14 protein-coding genes are annotated in these 15,264 nt (G+C 63.7%); 11 read left to right on the top strand and 3 right to left on the bottom strand.

Features of this window, described 5'->3' with window-relative positions; all coding sequences use genetic code 11:
• The first annotated feature begins 206 nt into the window (after positions 1-206).
• The 8 genes from K2U94_RS13375 (at position 207) to K2U94_RS13340 (ending at position 11,433) form a co-directional block, all read left to right on the top strand.
• On the top strand, positions 207-794 hold the full coding sequence (locus tag K2U94_RS13375) for an ANTAR domain-containing response regulator (protein WP_425332523.1): 588 nt from the start codon (positions 207-209) through the stop codon (positions 792-794).
• Positions 791-1,912 (top strand): CmpA/NrtA family ABC transporter substrate-binding protein, encoded by a 1,122-nt coding sequence (locus K2U94_RS13370; RefSeq protein ID WP_243067683.1) that lies wholly within the window; start codon positions 791-793, stop codon positions 1,910-1,912. Before K2U94_RS13375 ends, K2U94_RS13370 begins: the two co-directional genes overlap by 4 nt.
• 322 nt (positions 1,913-2,234) lie before the next feature.
• Positions 2,235-4,706 (top strand): nitrite reductase large subunit NirB, encoded by a 2,472-nt coding sequence (gene nirB / locus K2U94_RS13365; protein ID WP_243067682.1) that lies wholly within the window; start codon positions 2,235-2,237, stop codon positions 4,704-4,706.
• A gap of 22 nt (positions 4,707-4,728) precedes the next feature.
• On the top strand, positions 4,729-5,064 hold the full coding sequence (gene nirD, locus K2U94_RS13360; protein ID WP_243067681.1) for a nitrite reductase small subunit NirD: 336 nt from the start codon (positions 4,729-4,731) through the stop codon (positions 5,062-5,064).
• Between the two features lie 84 nt (positions 5,065-5,148).
• A complete protein-coding gene (locus K2U94_RS13355) occupies positions 5,149-7,839 on the top strand; it encodes a nitrate reductase (RefSeq protein WP_243067680.1) in 2,691 nt (896 codons plus the stop codon).
• 21 nt (positions 7,840-7,860) lie between these two features.
• On the top strand, positions 7,861-9,117 hold the full coding sequence (locus K2U94_RS13350; RefSeq protein ID WP_243067679.1) for an MFS transporter: 1,257 nt from the start codon (positions 7,861-7,863) through the stop codon (positions 9,115-9,117).
• 117 nt (positions 9,118-9,234) lie between these two features.
• Positions 9,235-9,711: a DUF6165 family protein gene (locus K2U94_RS13345; protein WP_243067678.1), complete on the top strand. Its 477-nt coding sequence runs from the start codon at positions 9,235-9,237 to the stop codon at positions 9,709-9,711.
• 12 nt (positions 9,712-9,723) lie between these two features.
• The gene (locus tag K2U94_RS13340; RefSeq protein ID WP_243067677.1) at positions 9,724-11,433 is read left to right on the top strand and encodes a bifunctional protein-serine/threonine kinase/phosphatase; all 1,710 of its coding nucleotides are present in this window, start codon (positions 9,724-9,726) and stop codon (positions 11,431-11,433) included.
• A 441-nt stretch (positions 11,434-11,874) separates the two neighbouring features.
• On the opposite strand, the gene K2U94_RS13335 is transcribed toward K2U94_RS13340, so the two are convergent.
• On the bottom strand, positions 11,875-12,405 hold the full coding sequence (locus K2U94_RS13335; protein ID WP_243067676.1) for a GNAT family N-acetyltransferase: 531 nt from the start codon (positions 12,403-12,405) through the stop codon (positions 11,875-11,877).
• Position 12,406: 1 nt separating this feature from the next.
• Positions 12,407-12,721, bottom strand: a complete 315-nt coding sequence (locus K2U94_RS13330; protein ID WP_336606164.1) for a type II toxin-antitoxin system TacA family antitoxin — start codon at positions 12,719-12,721, stop codon at positions 12,407-12,409.
• A gap of 63 nt (positions 12,722-12,784) precedes the next feature.
• Here K2U94_RS13330 and K2U94_RS13325 point away from each other — a divergent pair, with 63 nt between their 5' ends.
• From K2U94_RS13325 to K2U94_RS13315, 3 genes are read left to right on the top strand one after another with little or no spacing between them, the layout of a single operon-like run.
• The gene (locus K2U94_RS13325; protein ID WP_243067675.1) at positions 12,785-13,090 is read left to right on the top strand and encodes a hypothetical protein; all 306 of its coding nucleotides are present in this window, start codon (positions 12,785-12,787) and stop codon (positions 13,088-13,090) included.
• Positions 13,087-13,473 carry a DUF2513 domain-containing protein gene (locus K2U94_RS13320; protein WP_243067674.1) on the top strand — a complete coding sequence of 129 codons (387 nt, stop codon included), beginning with the start codon at positions 13,087-13,089 and terminating at the stop codon, positions 13,471-13,473. The genes K2U94_RS13325 and K2U94_RS13320 overlap by 4 nt, the downstream gene beginning before the upstream one ends.
• Complete coding sequence (locus K2U94_RS13315) at positions 13,460-14,422, top strand: tyrosine-type recombinase/integrase (protein ID WP_243067673.1); 963 nt, start codon at positions 13,460-13,462, stop codon at positions 14,420-14,422. The genes K2U94_RS13320 and K2U94_RS13315 overlap by 14 nt, the downstream gene beginning before the upstream one ends.
• A gap of 46 nt (positions 14,423-14,468) precedes the next feature.
• On the opposite strand, the gene K2U94_RS13310 is transcribed toward K2U94_RS13315, so the two are convergent.
• Positions 14,469-15,014: a DUF2321 domain-containing protein gene (locus K2U94_RS13310; protein WP_243067672.1), complete on the bottom strand. Its 546-nt coding sequence runs from the start codon at positions 15,012-15,014 to the stop codon at positions 14,469-14,471.
• Positions 15,015-15,264 lie beyond the last annotated feature (250 nt).

Raw genomic sequence — 15,264 nt, 5'->3', positions numbered from 1 at the left:
GATACTTGCGACGGCAGCGATTGCGTCGGTGATCCTCCGCCCATTGTCAACGGTGTTTAGCGGGAGCGCGCCTGTCTGGACGCCAAGCGGAGTCATTCGCTGAACAAAGTCAATCCGTCATAGAAGAATCCTGGTCTGGCTGAGTCGCGCGATTGGCGCGGGCGGCGCCGCCCGCTATAGTGTGCGACGGAAGCCTCGGAATCGCCGTGCCGGAAAAAGATCTCCGCATCGTCATCGTCGATCAGAATCCCCTGCGCACCGCGATTTTGCGCGACGGTTTGCGCGAGGCGGGACACGTTCAGGTGACGGTGCTCGAGTCCTCGCTCGATCTCGAACGGCGCCTTGGCGCGATCGATCCCGACATCGTGCTCATCGATCTCGAAAATCCCAATCGCGATGTGCTCGAACAGATGATCCGCATCAGCGGCGCCAATGCGCGGCCGGTGGCGATGTTCGCGGATAGTTCTGACAGCGCCATGATCAACGCGGCGATCGACGCCGGCGTCTCGGCCTATGTTGTGGACGGGCTCCGGAAGGAGCGGGTGAAAAATATTGTCGACCTGAGCGTTTCGCGCTTTAACGCCTTCGCGCGGCTGCGCGAGGAACTGGCGCATGTCCAGGGCCAGCTCGCCGACCGCAAGGCGATCGATCAGGCCAAGGGGCTGGTCATGAAGGCGAAGAACATCTCCGAGGAACAGGCCTATGCCATGATGCGCAAAGTCGCCATGAACGAGGGCAAGAAGATCGCCGAAATCGCCCGCTCCATCATCACCGCCGCGGAATTGCTGAAATGACCCGGCCTCTGCGCATTGGCTACATGCCCCTCACCGACGCCGGCCTGCTGTTCGTCGCCGCGGCCAAGGGCTTCGATCACGAGGAAGGGCTGGTTTTCGACCTGCGCCCCGAAACGTCCTGGGCCAATCTGCGCGACAAACTGGCGCTCGGCATCTATGACGCCGCCCATATGCTGGCGCCGGTGGTGATCGCCTCGACGCTCGGCCTCGAAGGTTTTGCCGCGCCGATGATCGGCGCCGTGGCGCTTGGCCTCGACGGCAACGCCATTTCCGTCGCACCCCCGCTCGCCGACTGCATGCGCGAGAAGGCCAAAGGCGATTTCGCCGATCCGGCGGTCACCGCGCGGGCGCTGGCGGCGGTCGTCGCGGAACGGCGCAACAAGGTCCTCCCGAACTTGCGTTTCGCCCATGTCTTTCCCTATTCCACCCACCATTATCAGCTCAAATTGTGGATGCGCCTCGGGGGCGTCGATCTGGAGGGCGTGCGCATGACGGTGACGCCGCCGCCCCTGATGGGGGAGAGCCTGCGCGGCGGCTTCGTCAACGGCTTCTGCGTCGGCGAGCCATGGAACAGCCTGGCGCGCGACGCGGGCGAAGCCGAAATTCTTCATCCTTGCCGGGCCTTGACGCCCGACTGCCCCGAAAAAGTTCTGGCCTTCCGCGCCGACGCCGCGGGCCAGGAAAAGGAACTGCCGCGCGCCGCCGCCCGCGCCGTGCGCCGCGCCGCTTTGTGGGGCGAGAGCCCTGAAAACAAGAAGGAATTTTGCTTCCTGGTCGCCGAGGGGCTTGGCGGCGGCGTGACGCCGGCGATGGTCGCCACGGTTCTCGGGCGCGACGGCCGGTCGGCTCCTTGGCTGCGGCTCGACGCCGATTCCACCGCGCTTTCGGGGATGCAGGCGCTCTGGCTCTATGTGCTGATCGCCGCCAATCGTCAGTCGCCGGTTTCCGAAGAATTCGCCGGGCGGGCGCGCGAGGCGTTCTGGCCGCAGGACGGCGCGCCTCCGGCGCCGTCCGCGCCGGCCTTTTTCGACGGGCCATTCGCGGAAGCGGACTGGCGCGACGTTCTCGCGGCGCTGTCGGAGCCGCAACGTGGCGATCCGACAGAGTCTGCATTTTAGGCCGATCGGTTAATATTATTGCTGATTTTGCTTATCAGTTCGGCGGCGCCACATATTTATGCAAAGCAAAAAAACACAAGAAACATCGTTAAATCAATTTGATAACGGTCTATTTGTCGGCTGGCGCCGGAATTGCTGTAAAGGCGACAGGTCAATGACGACCCCGATCATCGGTTCGTGAAAGCCAAAGGCGGCTTTTGCGTGAGGCTGGCTGGCGCCCTGACATGTTCAGGACGCCGGAAGAGCGGGTTCGTCATGCACTCCCTCCCGAAAGTCTCGCGTACGAACCCTTGCCCGGAGTCGTTCCAGCAAAGGGTCCGTCATGGGACAAGTGGATCAAACCAGCGTACCGACCAAGATCGTCGTCATCGGCAATGGCATGGCCGCCGGCCGCGCCATGGAAGAGCTTTTCGCCAAGCAGCGCCCGCCGCTGCAGGTGACGGTTTTCGGCGCCGAGCCGCGCGTCAATTACAATCGCATCATGCTGTCGCCCGTGCTTTCGGGCGAAAAGACCTTCGAGCAAATCATCATCCATGACGAGGCCTGGTACGCCAAGCACTGCGTCCGGCTGCGCTCCGGCCAGCCGATCGTCGCGATCGACCGCAAGGCCAAAACGGTCGTCACCTCGGGTGGCGACCAAGTCCCCTATGACAAGCTGGTGATCGCGACCGGATCGCAGCCCTTCGTCATTCCCGTGCCGGGCGCCAATCTCGAAGGCGTCGTCACGTTCCGCGACCTCGACGACGTCGAGAAGATGCACGCGGCGGCGGCGACCGGCGGCAACGCCGTGGTCATCGGCGGCGGCCTGCTCGGCCTGGAGGCGGCGGCGGGCCTCGCGCTCAAGGGCATGAAGGTTTCGGTCGTGCATCTCATGCCGACCCTGATGGAGCGCCAGCTCGACCCCAGCGCCGGCTATCTGCTGGAAAAGGCGATTTCCGAGCGCGGGATCGACGTTTACACCAAGGCCAATACCGAAGCCATTCTCGGCTCGGATCGCGTCACCGGCGTCAAGCTGAAGGACGGCGCGATCCTGCCGGCCGATCTGGTGGTGATGGCGGTCGGCATCCGTCCCAATTTCGGGCTCGGCAAGGCGGCGGGCCTCGACTGCAACCGCGGCATCGTCGTGGACGACTGGCTGCGCACCAGCGATCCCGACATTTTCGCGCTCGGCGAATGCGTGGAGCATCGCGGGCAATGCTATGGCCTGGTCGCGCCGCTCTATGAAATGGCCAAGGTTCTGGCGAGCGAACTCGCCGGCGAAAAGCCGTCCGGTTTCGTTCCGGCGGTCACCTCGGCCAAGCTGAAGGTCACCGGCATCGACCTGTTCTCGGCCGGCGATTTCTCCGACGACGACGAGAACAACGAGATCGTGCTGCGCGATCCCGCGCGCGGCATTTACAAGCGCGTCGTCATCCACGACAACAAAATCATCGGCGCCGTGCTCTATGGCGACACCGAGGATGGCGGCTGGTATTTCGATCTCCTGAAAAAGGGCGAGGACGTCGGCGCGATCCGCGACACCTTGATCTTCGGACAGGCCTATCAGGGAGGGTCCCCGCTGGACCCTACGGCGGCCGTTGCAGCCTTGCCGGATGATGCGGAAATCTGCGGCTGCAACGGCGTATCCAAGGGCTCGATCGTCGCGGCGATCACGTCGGGGGGCCTCGCGACCCTCGAAGACTTGCGTGCAAAGACCAAGGCTTCGGCCTCCTGCGGTCAATGCACCGGCAAGGTCGAACTGCTGCTCGCGGCGACGCTCGGCGAATCCTACGAATCCTCCGGCCGCAAGCCGATGTGCAAATGCACCGACCTGACCCACGAGGAGGTGCGCCGTCTCATCAAGACCAAGCCGCTGAAGTCGCAGCCGGCGGTGATGCAGGAACTGGGCTGGAAGACCTCGGGCGGCTGCCCGTCGTGCCAGCCGGCGCTGAACTATTACCTGCTGTGCGACTGGCCGCTCGAATACAAGGACGATTACCAGGCCCGCTTCATCAACGAGCGCGTCCACGCCAATATCCAGAAGGATGGCACGTTCTCGGTCGTGCCGCGGATGTGGGGCGGCGTCACCAGCGCCGCCGAATTGCGCGCCATCGCCGATGTGGTGGATCAGTTCAAGATCCCGATGGTCAAGGTCACCGGCGGCCAGCGCATCGATCTGCTTGGGGTCAAGAAGCAGGACCTGCCGGCGGTATGGGCGCAACTCATCGCCAACGGGCTGATGTCGGGCTTCGCATATGGCAAGAGCCTGCGCACGATCAAAACCTGCGTCGGCTCCGAATTCTGCCGCTTCGGCACCCAGGATTCGACCGGGCTCGGCATCAAGTTGGAAAAGCTGATGTGCGGCGCCTGGACCCCGGCGAAACTGAAACTCGCGGTGTCGGGCTGCCCGCGCAATTGCGCGGAATCGACGGTCAAGGACATCGGCGTGATCTGCGTCGACTCCGGCTACGACCTCCATATCGCCGGCGCCGCCGGCCTCCACGTGAAGGCGACCGATCTGCTCGGCCATGTCGATAGCGAGGAGGAGGCGCTCGAATATATCGCGGCGGTGGCGCAGAAGTATCGCGAGGAGGCCAATTACCTCGACCGTCTCTACAAATGGGTCGAGAAGACCGGCCTCGAGCACGTCCGCCGCGCGATCATGGAAGATCACGACAACCGCAAGGCGCTCTATGAGCGTTTCCTGCTGTCGCAGCGGGTGGCGCGCAAGGACCCCTGGGCCGAACGCGTCGCGGGCAGGGACCTGCACGAGTTCATGCCGCTCGCGGTGATCTCGCGCATCGCGGCCGAATGAGATTTCAACAAGGATGACGACAATGCACGACGTCAAGACCTATTGGTTTGACTGTGGCCCGGTGACCGCGATTCCGCTGCGCGGCGCGCGGACGGTGGTGACGCCGCGGCGCGAAATCGCGGTGTTCCGCACCGCGAACAACGACATTTTCGCGCTTGAGAACAAATGCCCGCACAAGGGCGGACCTTTGAGCGAAGGCATCGTCCATGGCCACAAAGTGGCCTGTCCGCTGCACAATTGGGTGTTCGATCTGGAAAGCGGCGAAGCGCTCGCGGAGAAAGCCTGTGTGCGGACCTTTCCCGTGAAGATCGAGCGCGGCCGCATCTATCTCGACATGGGCGTGGCCGCCTCGGGGTGATCTCTCCATTTCCCCGCATAGGGCGTCCTTGCCGACGCCCTATGCGGGAAGAGAGGAATCCCTTCGCCGGAGTCGGAGCGCATGATGACGAAAACGATCTCAACCACCTGCCCCTATTGCGGCGTCGGCTGCGGCGTGAGCGTCGAGGTCTCGGCGGAAAGCGCGCGCGTTTCCGGCGACAAGACCCATCCAGCCAATTTCGGCCGGCTCTGCGTCAAGGGCGCCTCGCTCGCCCAGGTGCTGACGCTCGAGGAGCGCCTGCTTCATCCGCGCATCGCCGGCGCGCGGGCGAGTTGGGACGAGGCGCTGGAGACGGTCGCCCGCGTCTTCAGCCAGACCATCGCGGCGCACGGGCCGGATTCGGTCGCCTTCTATGTCTCGGGCCAGCTCCTGACCGAGGATTATTACGTCGCCAACAAGCTGATGAAGGGGTTTATCGGCTCGGCCAATATCGACACCAATTCGCGCCTGTGCATGTCGTCCTCGGTCGCCGGCCACAAGCGCGCCTTCGGCGCGGACACCGTGCCTGGATGCTACGAGGATCTGGAGGCAGCCGATCTCGTCGTCCTGGTCGGCTCCAATCTCGCCTGGTGCCATCCCATCCTGTTCCAGCGCCTCGCCGCGGCGCGCGCGAAGCGCAACGGCCTGCCGCTGGTGGTCAATATCGACCCGCGCCGCACGGCGACGAGCGAAATCGCCGACCTTCAGCTCTCGCTCGCGCCGGGCTCGGATGTCGCGCTCTTTTCCGGCCTGCTGCGCGAACTCAACCGCGCGGGCAAGCGCGCGAAAAAATTCGTTTCGCTGCACACCCATGGCGTGGAGGAATCGCTCGCGGCGGCAAAAATCTGGACGCTCGACAGGGTCGCGGCCGAAACCGGCCTCAACAAGATCGACCTGCGCCGGTTCTACGATCTCGTCATCGAAAACGAGAAGAGCGTCACCGTCTATTCGCAGGGCGTCAACCAGTCCTCGTCCGGCACGGACAAGGTCAATGCGATCATCAACACGCATCTGCTGACCGGGCGCATCGGCAAGCCGGGCTGCGGTCCGTTTTCGGTGACCGGCCAGCCCAACGCCATGGGCGGGCGCGAGGTCGGCGGACTGGCCAATATGCTCGCCGCCCATATGGAGCTGGACAATCCCGTCCATCGCGCGCTGGCACAGGATTTCTGGGGCGCGCCCGCGATCCTCGACAAGCCCGGCCTGAAGGCGGTGGACCTGTTCAAGGCGATCGACGAGGGGCGGGTCAAGGCGGTCTGGATCATCGCAACCAATCCGGCGGACAGCCTGCCCGACGCCGATTTCGTCCGCGCCGCGCTGAAGAAATGCCCTTTCGTCGTCCTCTCCGACGTCGCGGAGAAAACCGACTCCGCCGCGCTCGCCCATGTCCTGCTGCCAGCCGCGGCCTGGGGCGAGAAGGACGGCACGGTGACCAATTCCGAGCGCCGGATTTCGCGCCAACGCAAGCTGCGCGAAGCGCCGGACGAGGCGCGCGCCGATTGGGAGATCGTCTGCGACGTGGCGCGGCGCATGGGTTTCGGCCAGGCCTTCGCCTTTGAAAACGCCGCCGCGATCTTTCGCGAACATGCCGCGCTCTCGGGCGTCGAGAACAACGGCGCGCGCGATTTCGACATTTCCGCCTGCGCCGACATTTCCGACGAGGATTATGACGCGCTGGCCCCGTTCCAATGGCCGTGGCGCAAGGGCGAGGCCCGTTCCGACGCGCCCAGGCGTTTCTTCGCCGACGGCGGCTTCTTCACGCCCGACGGCCGGGCGCGTTTCGTCGCCACGCCGTTTCGCGGCCTTGCGCAAAAGGCGGGGCAGGGCGAATTCGTCCTCAACACCGGCCGGGTGCGCGACCAGTGGCACACCATGACCCGCACCGGGCGCGCCGAGCAATTGTCGCAGCATATCGCCGAGCCTTTCGCCGAACTCAATCCGCTCGACGCGGCGATGATCGGGGTTGAGCACGCGGGTCTGGTGAAGCTCTCGAATGCGCGCGGATTGGTCCTGCTGCGCGCCCAGATCACCGACCGGCAGCGGCGCGGCAGCGTCTTCGCGCCGATCCATTGGACCGACCAGTTCGCATCCAATGCGCGGGTGGACGCCCTGGTCGCGACGGTGGTCGACCCCTTTTCCGGCCAGCCGGAATCCAAGGGAAGCGTGGTTGGCGTCGAACCGTTCGACGCCTCCTGGCACGCTTTCGCCCTGTCCCGCGCCAAGCCGCGCAATCTCGACTGCGCCTATTGGGCGATGGCCCGGATCGAGGGCGGCTGGCGCGTCGAACTCGCCGGGAGCAACGAGGTCGCGGACTGGGAGGATTTCGCGCGCCGTCTGTTCGGACTCGGCGCGCAAGAGGGCGAATTCGCGGCCATGCACGACGCGCGCTCCAACGCCTTTCGCGGCGTGGCGACCGGGGAAGGCCAAGTCCTCGGCGCACTTTTCGTAGCGCCCGGGCCGGTCGCCGTCGCCCGCTCCTGGGCCTGCGAAGAATTCGCAAGCGGCGACGCCGCTCCCCTGGCGCTTGTCGCCGGGCGCCCGCCGCGCACGCGCCGCGACCCGGGCCGCAAAATCTGTGTCTGCCTGAATGTCGGCGCGAACGTCATTCTCGACGCCATCGCCGAAAAACAACTCGGCAGCGGCGACGCCATTTCCGCCGCCACCGGGGCGGGAACCGGCTGCGGCTCCTGCCGACCCGAAATCCAGCGCTTGTTGGACCAGGCAAGAATGGAAACGCCGCAAGACAACGCCGCCGTCGCGGCCAGCAATTCCTGACTGAGCGAAAAAGGTGAATAGATGAAACTCTCCGAGCTGAAACAATCCGGCCACTGGCCCACGCTGCTCTCCGCCTTCCTTTATTTCGACATCAGCTTCATGGCCTGGGTCTCGCTTGGCCCGCTCATGGCCTATGTCGCCAAGGAAATGCATATTCCCATCGAGCAGAAGTTGACGCTCGTCGCCATTCCCGTGCTGTTCGGCGCCATCTTCCGCATTCCGCTCGGCATCCTCGCCGATACGATCGGATCGAAACTGACCGGCACGCTCGGTCAGCTGGTCGTCGCCGGCGCCTGCGCCCTGGTGTGGCTGTTGGGCCTGCACAGCCCGAACCAGGTGGCTTTGTTCGGCGTCATCCTCGGCATCGGCGGCGCCTCTTTCGCGGTCGCCCTGCCGCAGGCGGGACGCTGGTATCCGCCGCATCTTCAAGGCGTGGTCATGGGCATCGCCGGCGCCGGCAATCTCGGCGTGGTGCTCGACACCCTGTTCGCGCCGTCGATCGCCGAACATTGGGGCTGGCAGGGCGTTTACGGCGTGCTGCTCATTCCGATGGTCGCGATCCTCGCCTTTTACCTCTTCGCCGCCAAGGACGCTCCGGGGTCCATCAACCGCGTTCCGTTCTCGACCTATGGCAAGCTGCTGCTCGATCCCGACAGCCGCTGGTTCATGTTCTTCTACTTCATCACCTTCGGCGGCTTCGTCGGCCTCGCCTCGGCTCTGCCGCTCTATTTCGTCAACCAGTTCCACACCACCCCGGTGGCGGCGGGCCTGATGGTGTCGATGATCGTGTTCTTCGGCTCGACCTTCCGTCCGGTGGGCGGGGCGATCGCCGACCGGGTCGGCGGCGTGAAATCGCTGTCGGTGATGTTCTTGATCGTCGCCGCCGCCTATTTCGCCGTCGCCTTTCTTCCGGTCGGCCCGGCGCCGGCGACCGGCGGCTGGTCGCTTACGGAACTGCCGCCGGTCGCCTGGCTCGCGGTGCTGCTGTTCTCGACCGGCGCGCTCTGCCTCGGCATGGGCAATGGCGCGGTGTTCCAACTCCTGCCGCAGCGCTTCCGCAATGAGGTTGGCGTGATGACCGGCCTCGTCGGTTTCGCCGGCGGCATCGGCGGCTTCTTCCTCGCCAAGGCTCTGGCGACCTCCAAGGGCATGACCGGCGGCTTCATGGCCGGCTTCCTGTTCTTCGGCTGCCTCGCGCTGCTCGGCGTCGCCGGCCTGACCTTCGTCAAGCACCGCTGGCGCACCACCTGGGGCGCGGTGTCGGGCGCGCGCATCTGAAGGTTCGTCCCCTCCCGGCGTCGGGCGATCGCAAGGACGCCTCATGCGGGGAGGGGGCGCGGATTTGACCTTGCCTGCCCCGACGGTTGCGATTTAATCGGACGGAGGAGAGCGCCAATGTCCGAAATTCGTCCCGAGGCCTTGCCGGCCGCTATCGAAGCCAAGGCGAAGGACGCGTCGCGCCAGGCGCCTCTGGCGCCCGTCTCGTGCGGCGAAGCGCCTCTGGCGCCCGTCTCGTGGGGCGAACTGATCGACAAGATGACCATCCTCGAAATCAAGAGCAAGCGGCTGACGAGCGAAACGGCGCTGGCCAATGTCCGCAAGGAACTGGCGCTGCTCTCCAAAATCGCGGAAGCGCGACTCGCGGGCGAGGTCGTGGCGCGCAAGGCGGAATTGCGCGCGATCAACGCCGAATTGTGGGAGATCGAAGACCGCATTCGCGAGAAGGAGGCGCGCCAGGAATTCGACGCCGATTTCATCGCGCTGGCCCGGTCCGTTTACCGGCGCAATGACGCGCGCGCCAAAGTCAAACGCAGAATCAATGAATTGCTGTCGTCCGAATTGGTGGAAGAGAAAAGCTACGCCACTTATTGAGCGGCCATCGCCATGAACCGGCTCATTCGCCACGGCCACGATCTGCGCTGCGAAATCGGTTTCGCCAGCGAGCGGGGGCGGCGTCCCGACAATCAGGACTTCGGCGCGGCGCGGATCGGGCGCGCGCGCATCGACTCCCGCACCGACGCCGCCGCGGTCGTCGCCGACGGCGTCGGTGGCCACAGGGGCGGGCGGGAGGCGGCGGAACTCGCCGTCCGTGGCTTTCTCGACGGTTATTTTTCGCTACCCGGATCGCTCGGCGTTCGCCTTGCGGCGGCGCGCTCGCTCGACGCCGTCAATTCATGGATCGTCGCCCAGGGGCGGGTCGACGCCGAGCGCGCCGGCATGGCGACGACCTTCACCGCGCTGATCCTTTCCGGCCGTACCGGCCATTGCGTCCATGTCGGCGACAGCCGGCTCTATCGTTTCCGCGAGGGCGCGCTGGATCAGATCACCGACGATCACGTCATGGGGGGCGGTTTCCAACACGTGCTGCGCCGCGCCGTGGGCATGGAGGACCCGGTCCGGCTCGACCACCTTGCCTTCGCTTTGCGTCCGCTTGAACGTTTCCTCCTGTGCAGCGACGGCGTGCACGGAGCGCTCTCCGACGCGAAAATGCGCGAAATCCTCAGCCAGCGCGCGGCGCCGCAACAGACGGCGCACGACCTGGTCGCCGCCGCGCTTGCCGCGGGCAGCGCCGACAATTGCACGGCTCTAGTGGTCGATATTCTCGACACGCCGCCGGCCGACGAGAGCGATCTGCGCGATTTTTTCGACGACCTGCCGATAAGGCCGCCGCCGCAACCGGGCGAAGTCCTGGACGATTACCGGCTCGACGCTTTGCTTTCCGACGGCCGCTACAGCCGCCTGCTGCGCGCCGAGGACTTGCGAAGCGGCGCCCATGTCGTGATCAAGTTTCCCCAGCCGCGCGTGGCCGAGGACGCCGCCTTCCGCCGCGCCTTCGTCAACGAAACCTTCGTCGCCAGCCGCGTCCGCAGCCCGTGGATCGCCGAGGTGATCGAACAGCCGCCGGAGCGCCAGACCCGGCTCTATTCGGTCATGCCTTTTTACGAGGGCGAAACCCTTGAGCAACGGCTGAACCGCGAGCCGCGCATTTCCTATGCGGAAGGCGCGCAGATCGCCGCGCGCCTCGCCCGCGCCGTCGGGGTGCTGCATCGCGCGCGCATCATCCATCGCGACATCAAACCGGACAATGTGCTGCTGCTCAAGGACGGCGGCCTTCGCCTGCTCGATCTCGGCGTCGCCCGCCTGCCGCAGGTCGAGGATTTCGCGCCGCAGGACATCCCCGGCACCCCCTCCTATATGGCGCCGGAGCTTTTTTCCGGCGCGGCCGGCGATGAAATGTCCGACCTGTTCGCCCTTGGCGTCACCGTGTTCCGCCTTTTTTCGGGCGCCTATCCCTATGGGGAAATCGAGCCCTTCACCAAACCGCGTTTTGGCGCGCCGGCCTCGCTCGCCGCTCGCCGCCCGGACCTGCCGGCCTGGCTCGAAGGCGCGGTCGCCAAAGCGATCGCGGTCGATCCCGCGCAACGCTACAGCGACGTGCTGGAATTCGCTTTCGAGATCGAAAACGGCGCCCGCAGCGCCCGCCCCGCCGCGCCGAAGAAGAAAGCGCTTTACGAGCGCAATCCGCTGCTCTTCTGGCAGGTTTTATCCGCCCTGCTGGCGCTGGCGCTGATCGCGGTCCTGGCGCGGCGGTGAAATCCATTCCGCGCCCATCCGCTTCTCACCCATGGCGCTATTTTTAGTGGCCGAGCCCGAGGACATGGGACGTTGCCTTCCTGCCAATCGCGCGCAGATTATGGGCAATTTCGCGGGCGCCGACGATTGGCTGCGCGCTGTTGCCGGTGAGCTATGCAACCGCTGACATTCGTCATTTTTCCAAGCCGGATGGACATTCGCGCCGCAGACACAGCGTGACCGGCGTCGGCGGCGCGATCATTTCCGCGAGCGCCCTCGCGTCCTTGGGACCGAAGTCATCCCAAGCTTTTTTTTGGCTCCGTCCATCGCCTCGTGGCGCAGGCCAAGCAACTCCCGTCAGGACGTTGTTGGAAGCCGCTGACCAATGCGCGCTTCAATCTCGAAGCTGTCGTTTACGCGCGCAAAAGCCAAGACTTTCGATATAAATATATTATGTTGAATTTATAGTGTGTTGTCGTTGCATAAGTCAGGTTCGAAACTCCGCTGCAAATCCACCATGCGCACCATCATGGCGCGGCGTGGATCAAACGGCAGGTCTTGAAATCCCCAGCGCGCGTAAAAGCCGCGTACGCCGTCATCAAGCGGATGCGTGGTGACGCCGATGCTGCCGACGATTTCGGAGGCGCGCAGCGCTGATTTAAGCGCAAACAGCAGCAGCGAGGCGGCGTGCCCCTGGTTCTGAAAATCCTTGTCCACGGCGAGCTGACCAAGCAGCATGACGGGCACGGGATCGGGGCGATTGCGCTGCTGCGGCTTGGGAAGGAACGCGCGTTCGATTTGGGAGGCGCTGAGAGTCACATAGCCGACGATCCGCCCCGACGCGGCATCGGCGATCACGTTCACGCGCGAAGCGCCGCTTGCTTGATTGGCCCACGCATGGCGTCGGAACCAGATATTGAGGGATTCCCTGCCGCAATCGAAAAAATTGCGGTCGTCATCTTCGGCTAGCGGACGCGGCGGCGTCACCGCCATGTCATCGTTCCCAAGACGGCGGCCGGCGCGCGAGTTCGGCGAGAGCAGGAATCGCCACGGCGGGGCGATTGACCCACGCTTCAAACGCTTCCCAGTCCTTGGCAGGAATGGTGACAATGCTTCGGTTGAGCATTTCCACTTCGGCGGCTTCGAGGGATTTGCGGCGTATGAAGTCGCTGAGGCTGGTGTGAGCTTCCGCTGCCGCCGCTTCGAGAATGGCCCGCTCGTCGGGATTGACCCGGACGCTGAGAATCGAGGTTGTGTTTGGTGTGTTCGCCATATGTATGACAATGGCATACAAAGTCGCAGTTTTCAACCGTTGCCTTTGCCGCATAACTATGTGATAATAATTTTTATCATATGGTTTTAGGAGGGGCTGATGAGTTCCGATCTTTGGACGTGGGGCGGCACGTATTTCGGCCGCCGGGCAGGCGATGAACTGTGGACTCACTCCGGTCGTCATGTCGGCCGCTTTCAAGGCGACAAAGTGTTTGGTTCGGATGGCCGCTATCTTGGCGAAATCAAGAGCGGCAAGCTGATCACGCATTTATCGTCGCGAACGCGTCGAGGCCGTAGCTTTACACCTCATGCTTCGCGGGTCGGACATGTTCCTTACGTCGATCACGTCGGCACGGTCATGTATGTCGGCTATGAGGACTTTCCGGGGCCGGAGACGTTCAAATGAAACGCGACATGGACCTGATTCGCGAGATGCTCCTGAACTTGGAGAGCTGGCCGATGGAACGTGGTGCGATCGTGGCTATTCCTCCAGAGAGCCCCGCATTTTTGGCGGGCGGGCATTCCGGCCACGAGATTGAATATCACCTCAACCTGATCAAGGAAGCCGGCTTCATTAATTGCCCCGCTGAGGCTATGACCCATCTCTATTTCAGTGGGCTTACGTGGCAAGGCCACGATTTCCTCGACTCCATACGCGACCCGGAAATTTGGGCGAAGACAAAAAAAGGTGCGGCGGCGGCGGGAGGATTTACCGTCGATCTTCTCAAAGACCTTGCGAAGGGTCTCGTGAAAAAACAGATCGAGGAATTCACGGGTGTCAAACTCTAACCTCCCCGCCGCATTCGTCGATAGCGCGCCCACCATCATCGCCGCCGGGGGCGAGCGCGCCTCTTATCGCTTCTTTGAATTCTTCATGGCGCAGATCAGGAATCCGCATACGCGCCGCGCCTATGCGCGCGCCGCGCAGGAATTCTTCGCCTGGCTTGAGGCGCACGGCGTGACGCATCTCACGGCGATCGAAAGCGTCCATGTCGCCGCTTATATCGAGCAGCTGCAAAAGGCGCGCTCGGCCCCGACCGCGAAACTGCGCCTGGCGGCGTTGAAGCATCTGTTCGACTGGATGGTGATCGGTCAGATCATGCCGACCAGTCCGGCCGCCGCCGTGCGCGGGCCGCGCCATATCGTGCGGCGCGGCAAGACGCCGGTGCTCGATCCGTCCGAGGCTCGCCAACTCCTTGACGCGATTGACACGACGACCGTGATCGGCCTGCGCGACCGGGCTTTGATCAGCTTGATGGTCTATTCCTTCGCGCGCATCGGCGCCGCGATCGGCATGCAGGTCGAGGACGTTTACACGCAGAACCGGCGGCTTTGGGTGCGCTTGCACGAAAAGGGCGGCAAGCAGCACGCCATGCCCTGCCATCACAATCTTGAAGCCTATCTGCACGCCTATATCGGCGGCGCGGGCCTGGCGACGGAGCCGAAGGCGCTGTTGTTCCAAAGCTACAGCCGCGCGACGGGCCAGCTCACAGGCAATCCTCTGCCCCAGGCCAACGCCTATGCGATGATCCAGCGCCGCGCCAAGGCGGCCGGACTCAAGACGTGCGTCGGCAACCACACTTTTCGCGCCACAGGCGTCACGGCGTACTTGAAAAACGGCGGCACGCTCGAACGCGCCGCGCAGATGGCGAACCACGCCAGCACCCGCACGACGCAGCTTTACGACCGCCGCGCCGAGGAAGTGTCGCTCGACGAGGTCGAGCGGGTAATGATTTGAATTTTAAGAGCGGTTTCGCGAAACTCTTGAGTTTCGAAGCCCAATCTTAGAGTCCGAGCATTTTCGTTACTGTTGCCGATGCTACGTCTGATATGATTTTAATCGCCATATCGTAGGCGACCTTTCCGAGCTTCGCGAGAAGGGGTTTTAGTTGAAGCGCGGCGCTTTCGGCTTTCTTCGATTCGGATGTGAGATCGGGAATCAGCGTTGCCACTTCATCAGCTACAGCGTCGCCAAGATCAGAACGAAAGAGGGCGACAAGGGTTTTCATGCGCTCTTGTCGGGCTGCAATTTCTGGGCTTCCCGGTATTGTGTCATAGTAAGCCAACACGGAACTGGCCAGCTTGATAAGCCGAATGGCGGCCTCTTCATTCCAAGGCGCTAACTGCACATCTTCGCAAGCGGCAAGAAGCGCGTCGATTTCGTCGCCGTAGCCCAACGGCGAGTCCGTATAATGAGCCGCATTGCGGCTGAGCGTTTGTGCGGCCTCTTTAAGAGAGGCAAGAAATTCGAAACAGGCGTCGCTCAACATGTGACGTGGGTAGCACATCGCGATGGACGCGGGAATCTGTCGTGTCGCGTCAAAAATCATGAATCGTCATAATCCAGCTCGCCGCTTGCAAAAGGTAAACCTTTCGCAAGGCTACAGGCGCGACCTCCATCTTGTCGAATTTCGTGAGTTTCGAAGGGCGTAAGAGAGCAACGGCTTTTTGCCGGCCGCTCATAGCGTGATCCCGCCCTTGCTGGTGGCGCTCGTTGCCGTCCGCAACCCCCCGAATGGGGCCATTGCCGGAGGCAATGTCGGCGCCGTTCGGCCTTCGAAGCTCACCACAAGAAAAAAC

It is taken from the genome of Candidatus Rhodoblastus alkanivorans (genome assembly GCF_022760755.1).
GTDB lineage: Bacteria > Pseudomonadota > Alphaproteobacteria > Rhizobiales > Beijerinckiaceae > Rhodoblastus > Rhodoblastus alkanivorans.
The sequence above is the reverse complement of the archived record's forward strand: the minus strand, read 5'-3'. Positions and strand labels throughout refer to the sequence as shown.

What these genes read in the sequence shown, in the direction of transcription:
- K2U94_RS13340 (WP_243067677.1), top strand. Translation starts at nt 9,724, where the DNA reads ATGAACCGGCTCATTCGCCACGGCCACGATCTGCGCTGCGAAATCGGT.
- K2U94_RS13325 (WP_243067675.1), top strand. Translation starts at nt 12,785, where the DNA reads ATGAGTTCCGATCTTTGGACGTGGGGCGGCACGTATTTCGGCCGCCGG.
- nirD (WP_243067681.1), top strand. Translation starts at nt 4,729, where the DNA reads ATGCACGACGTCAAGACCTATTGGTTTGACTGTGGCCCGGTGACCGCG.
- nirB (WP_243067682.1), top strand. Translation starts at nt 2,235, where the DNA reads ATGGGACAAGTGGATCAAACCAGCGTACCGACCAAGATCGTCGTCATC.
- K2U94_RS13335 (WP_243067676.1), bottom strand. Translation starts at nt 12,405, where the DNA reads ATGGCGGTGACGCCGCCGCGTCCGCTAGCCGAAGATGACGACCGCAAT.
- K2U94_RS13345 (WP_243067678.1), top strand. Translation starts at nt 9,235, where the DNA reads ATGTCCGAAATTCGTCCCGAGGCCTTGCCGGCCGCTATCGAAGCCAAG.
- K2U94_RS13355 (WP_243067680.1), top strand. Translation starts at nt 5,149, where the DNA reads ATGACGAAAACGATCTCAACCACCTGCCCCTATTGCGGCGTCGGCTGC.
- K2U94_RS13320 (WP_243067674.1), top strand. Translation starts at nt 13,087, where the DNA reads ATGAAACGCGACATGGACCTGATTCGCGAGATGCTCCTGAACTTGGAG.
- K2U94_RS13370 (WP_243067683.1), top strand. Translation starts at nt 791, where the DNA reads ATGACCCGGCCTCTGCGCATTGGCTACATGCCCCTCACCGACGCCGGC.
- K2U94_RS13350 (WP_243067679.1), top strand. Translation starts at nt 7,861, where the DNA reads ATGAAACTCTCCGAGCTGAAACAATCCGGCCACTGGCCCACGCTGCTC.
- K2U94_RS13310 (WP_243067672.1), bottom strand. Translation starts at nt 15,014, where the DNA reads ATGATTTTTGACGCGACACGACAGATTCCCGCGTCCATCGCGATGTGC.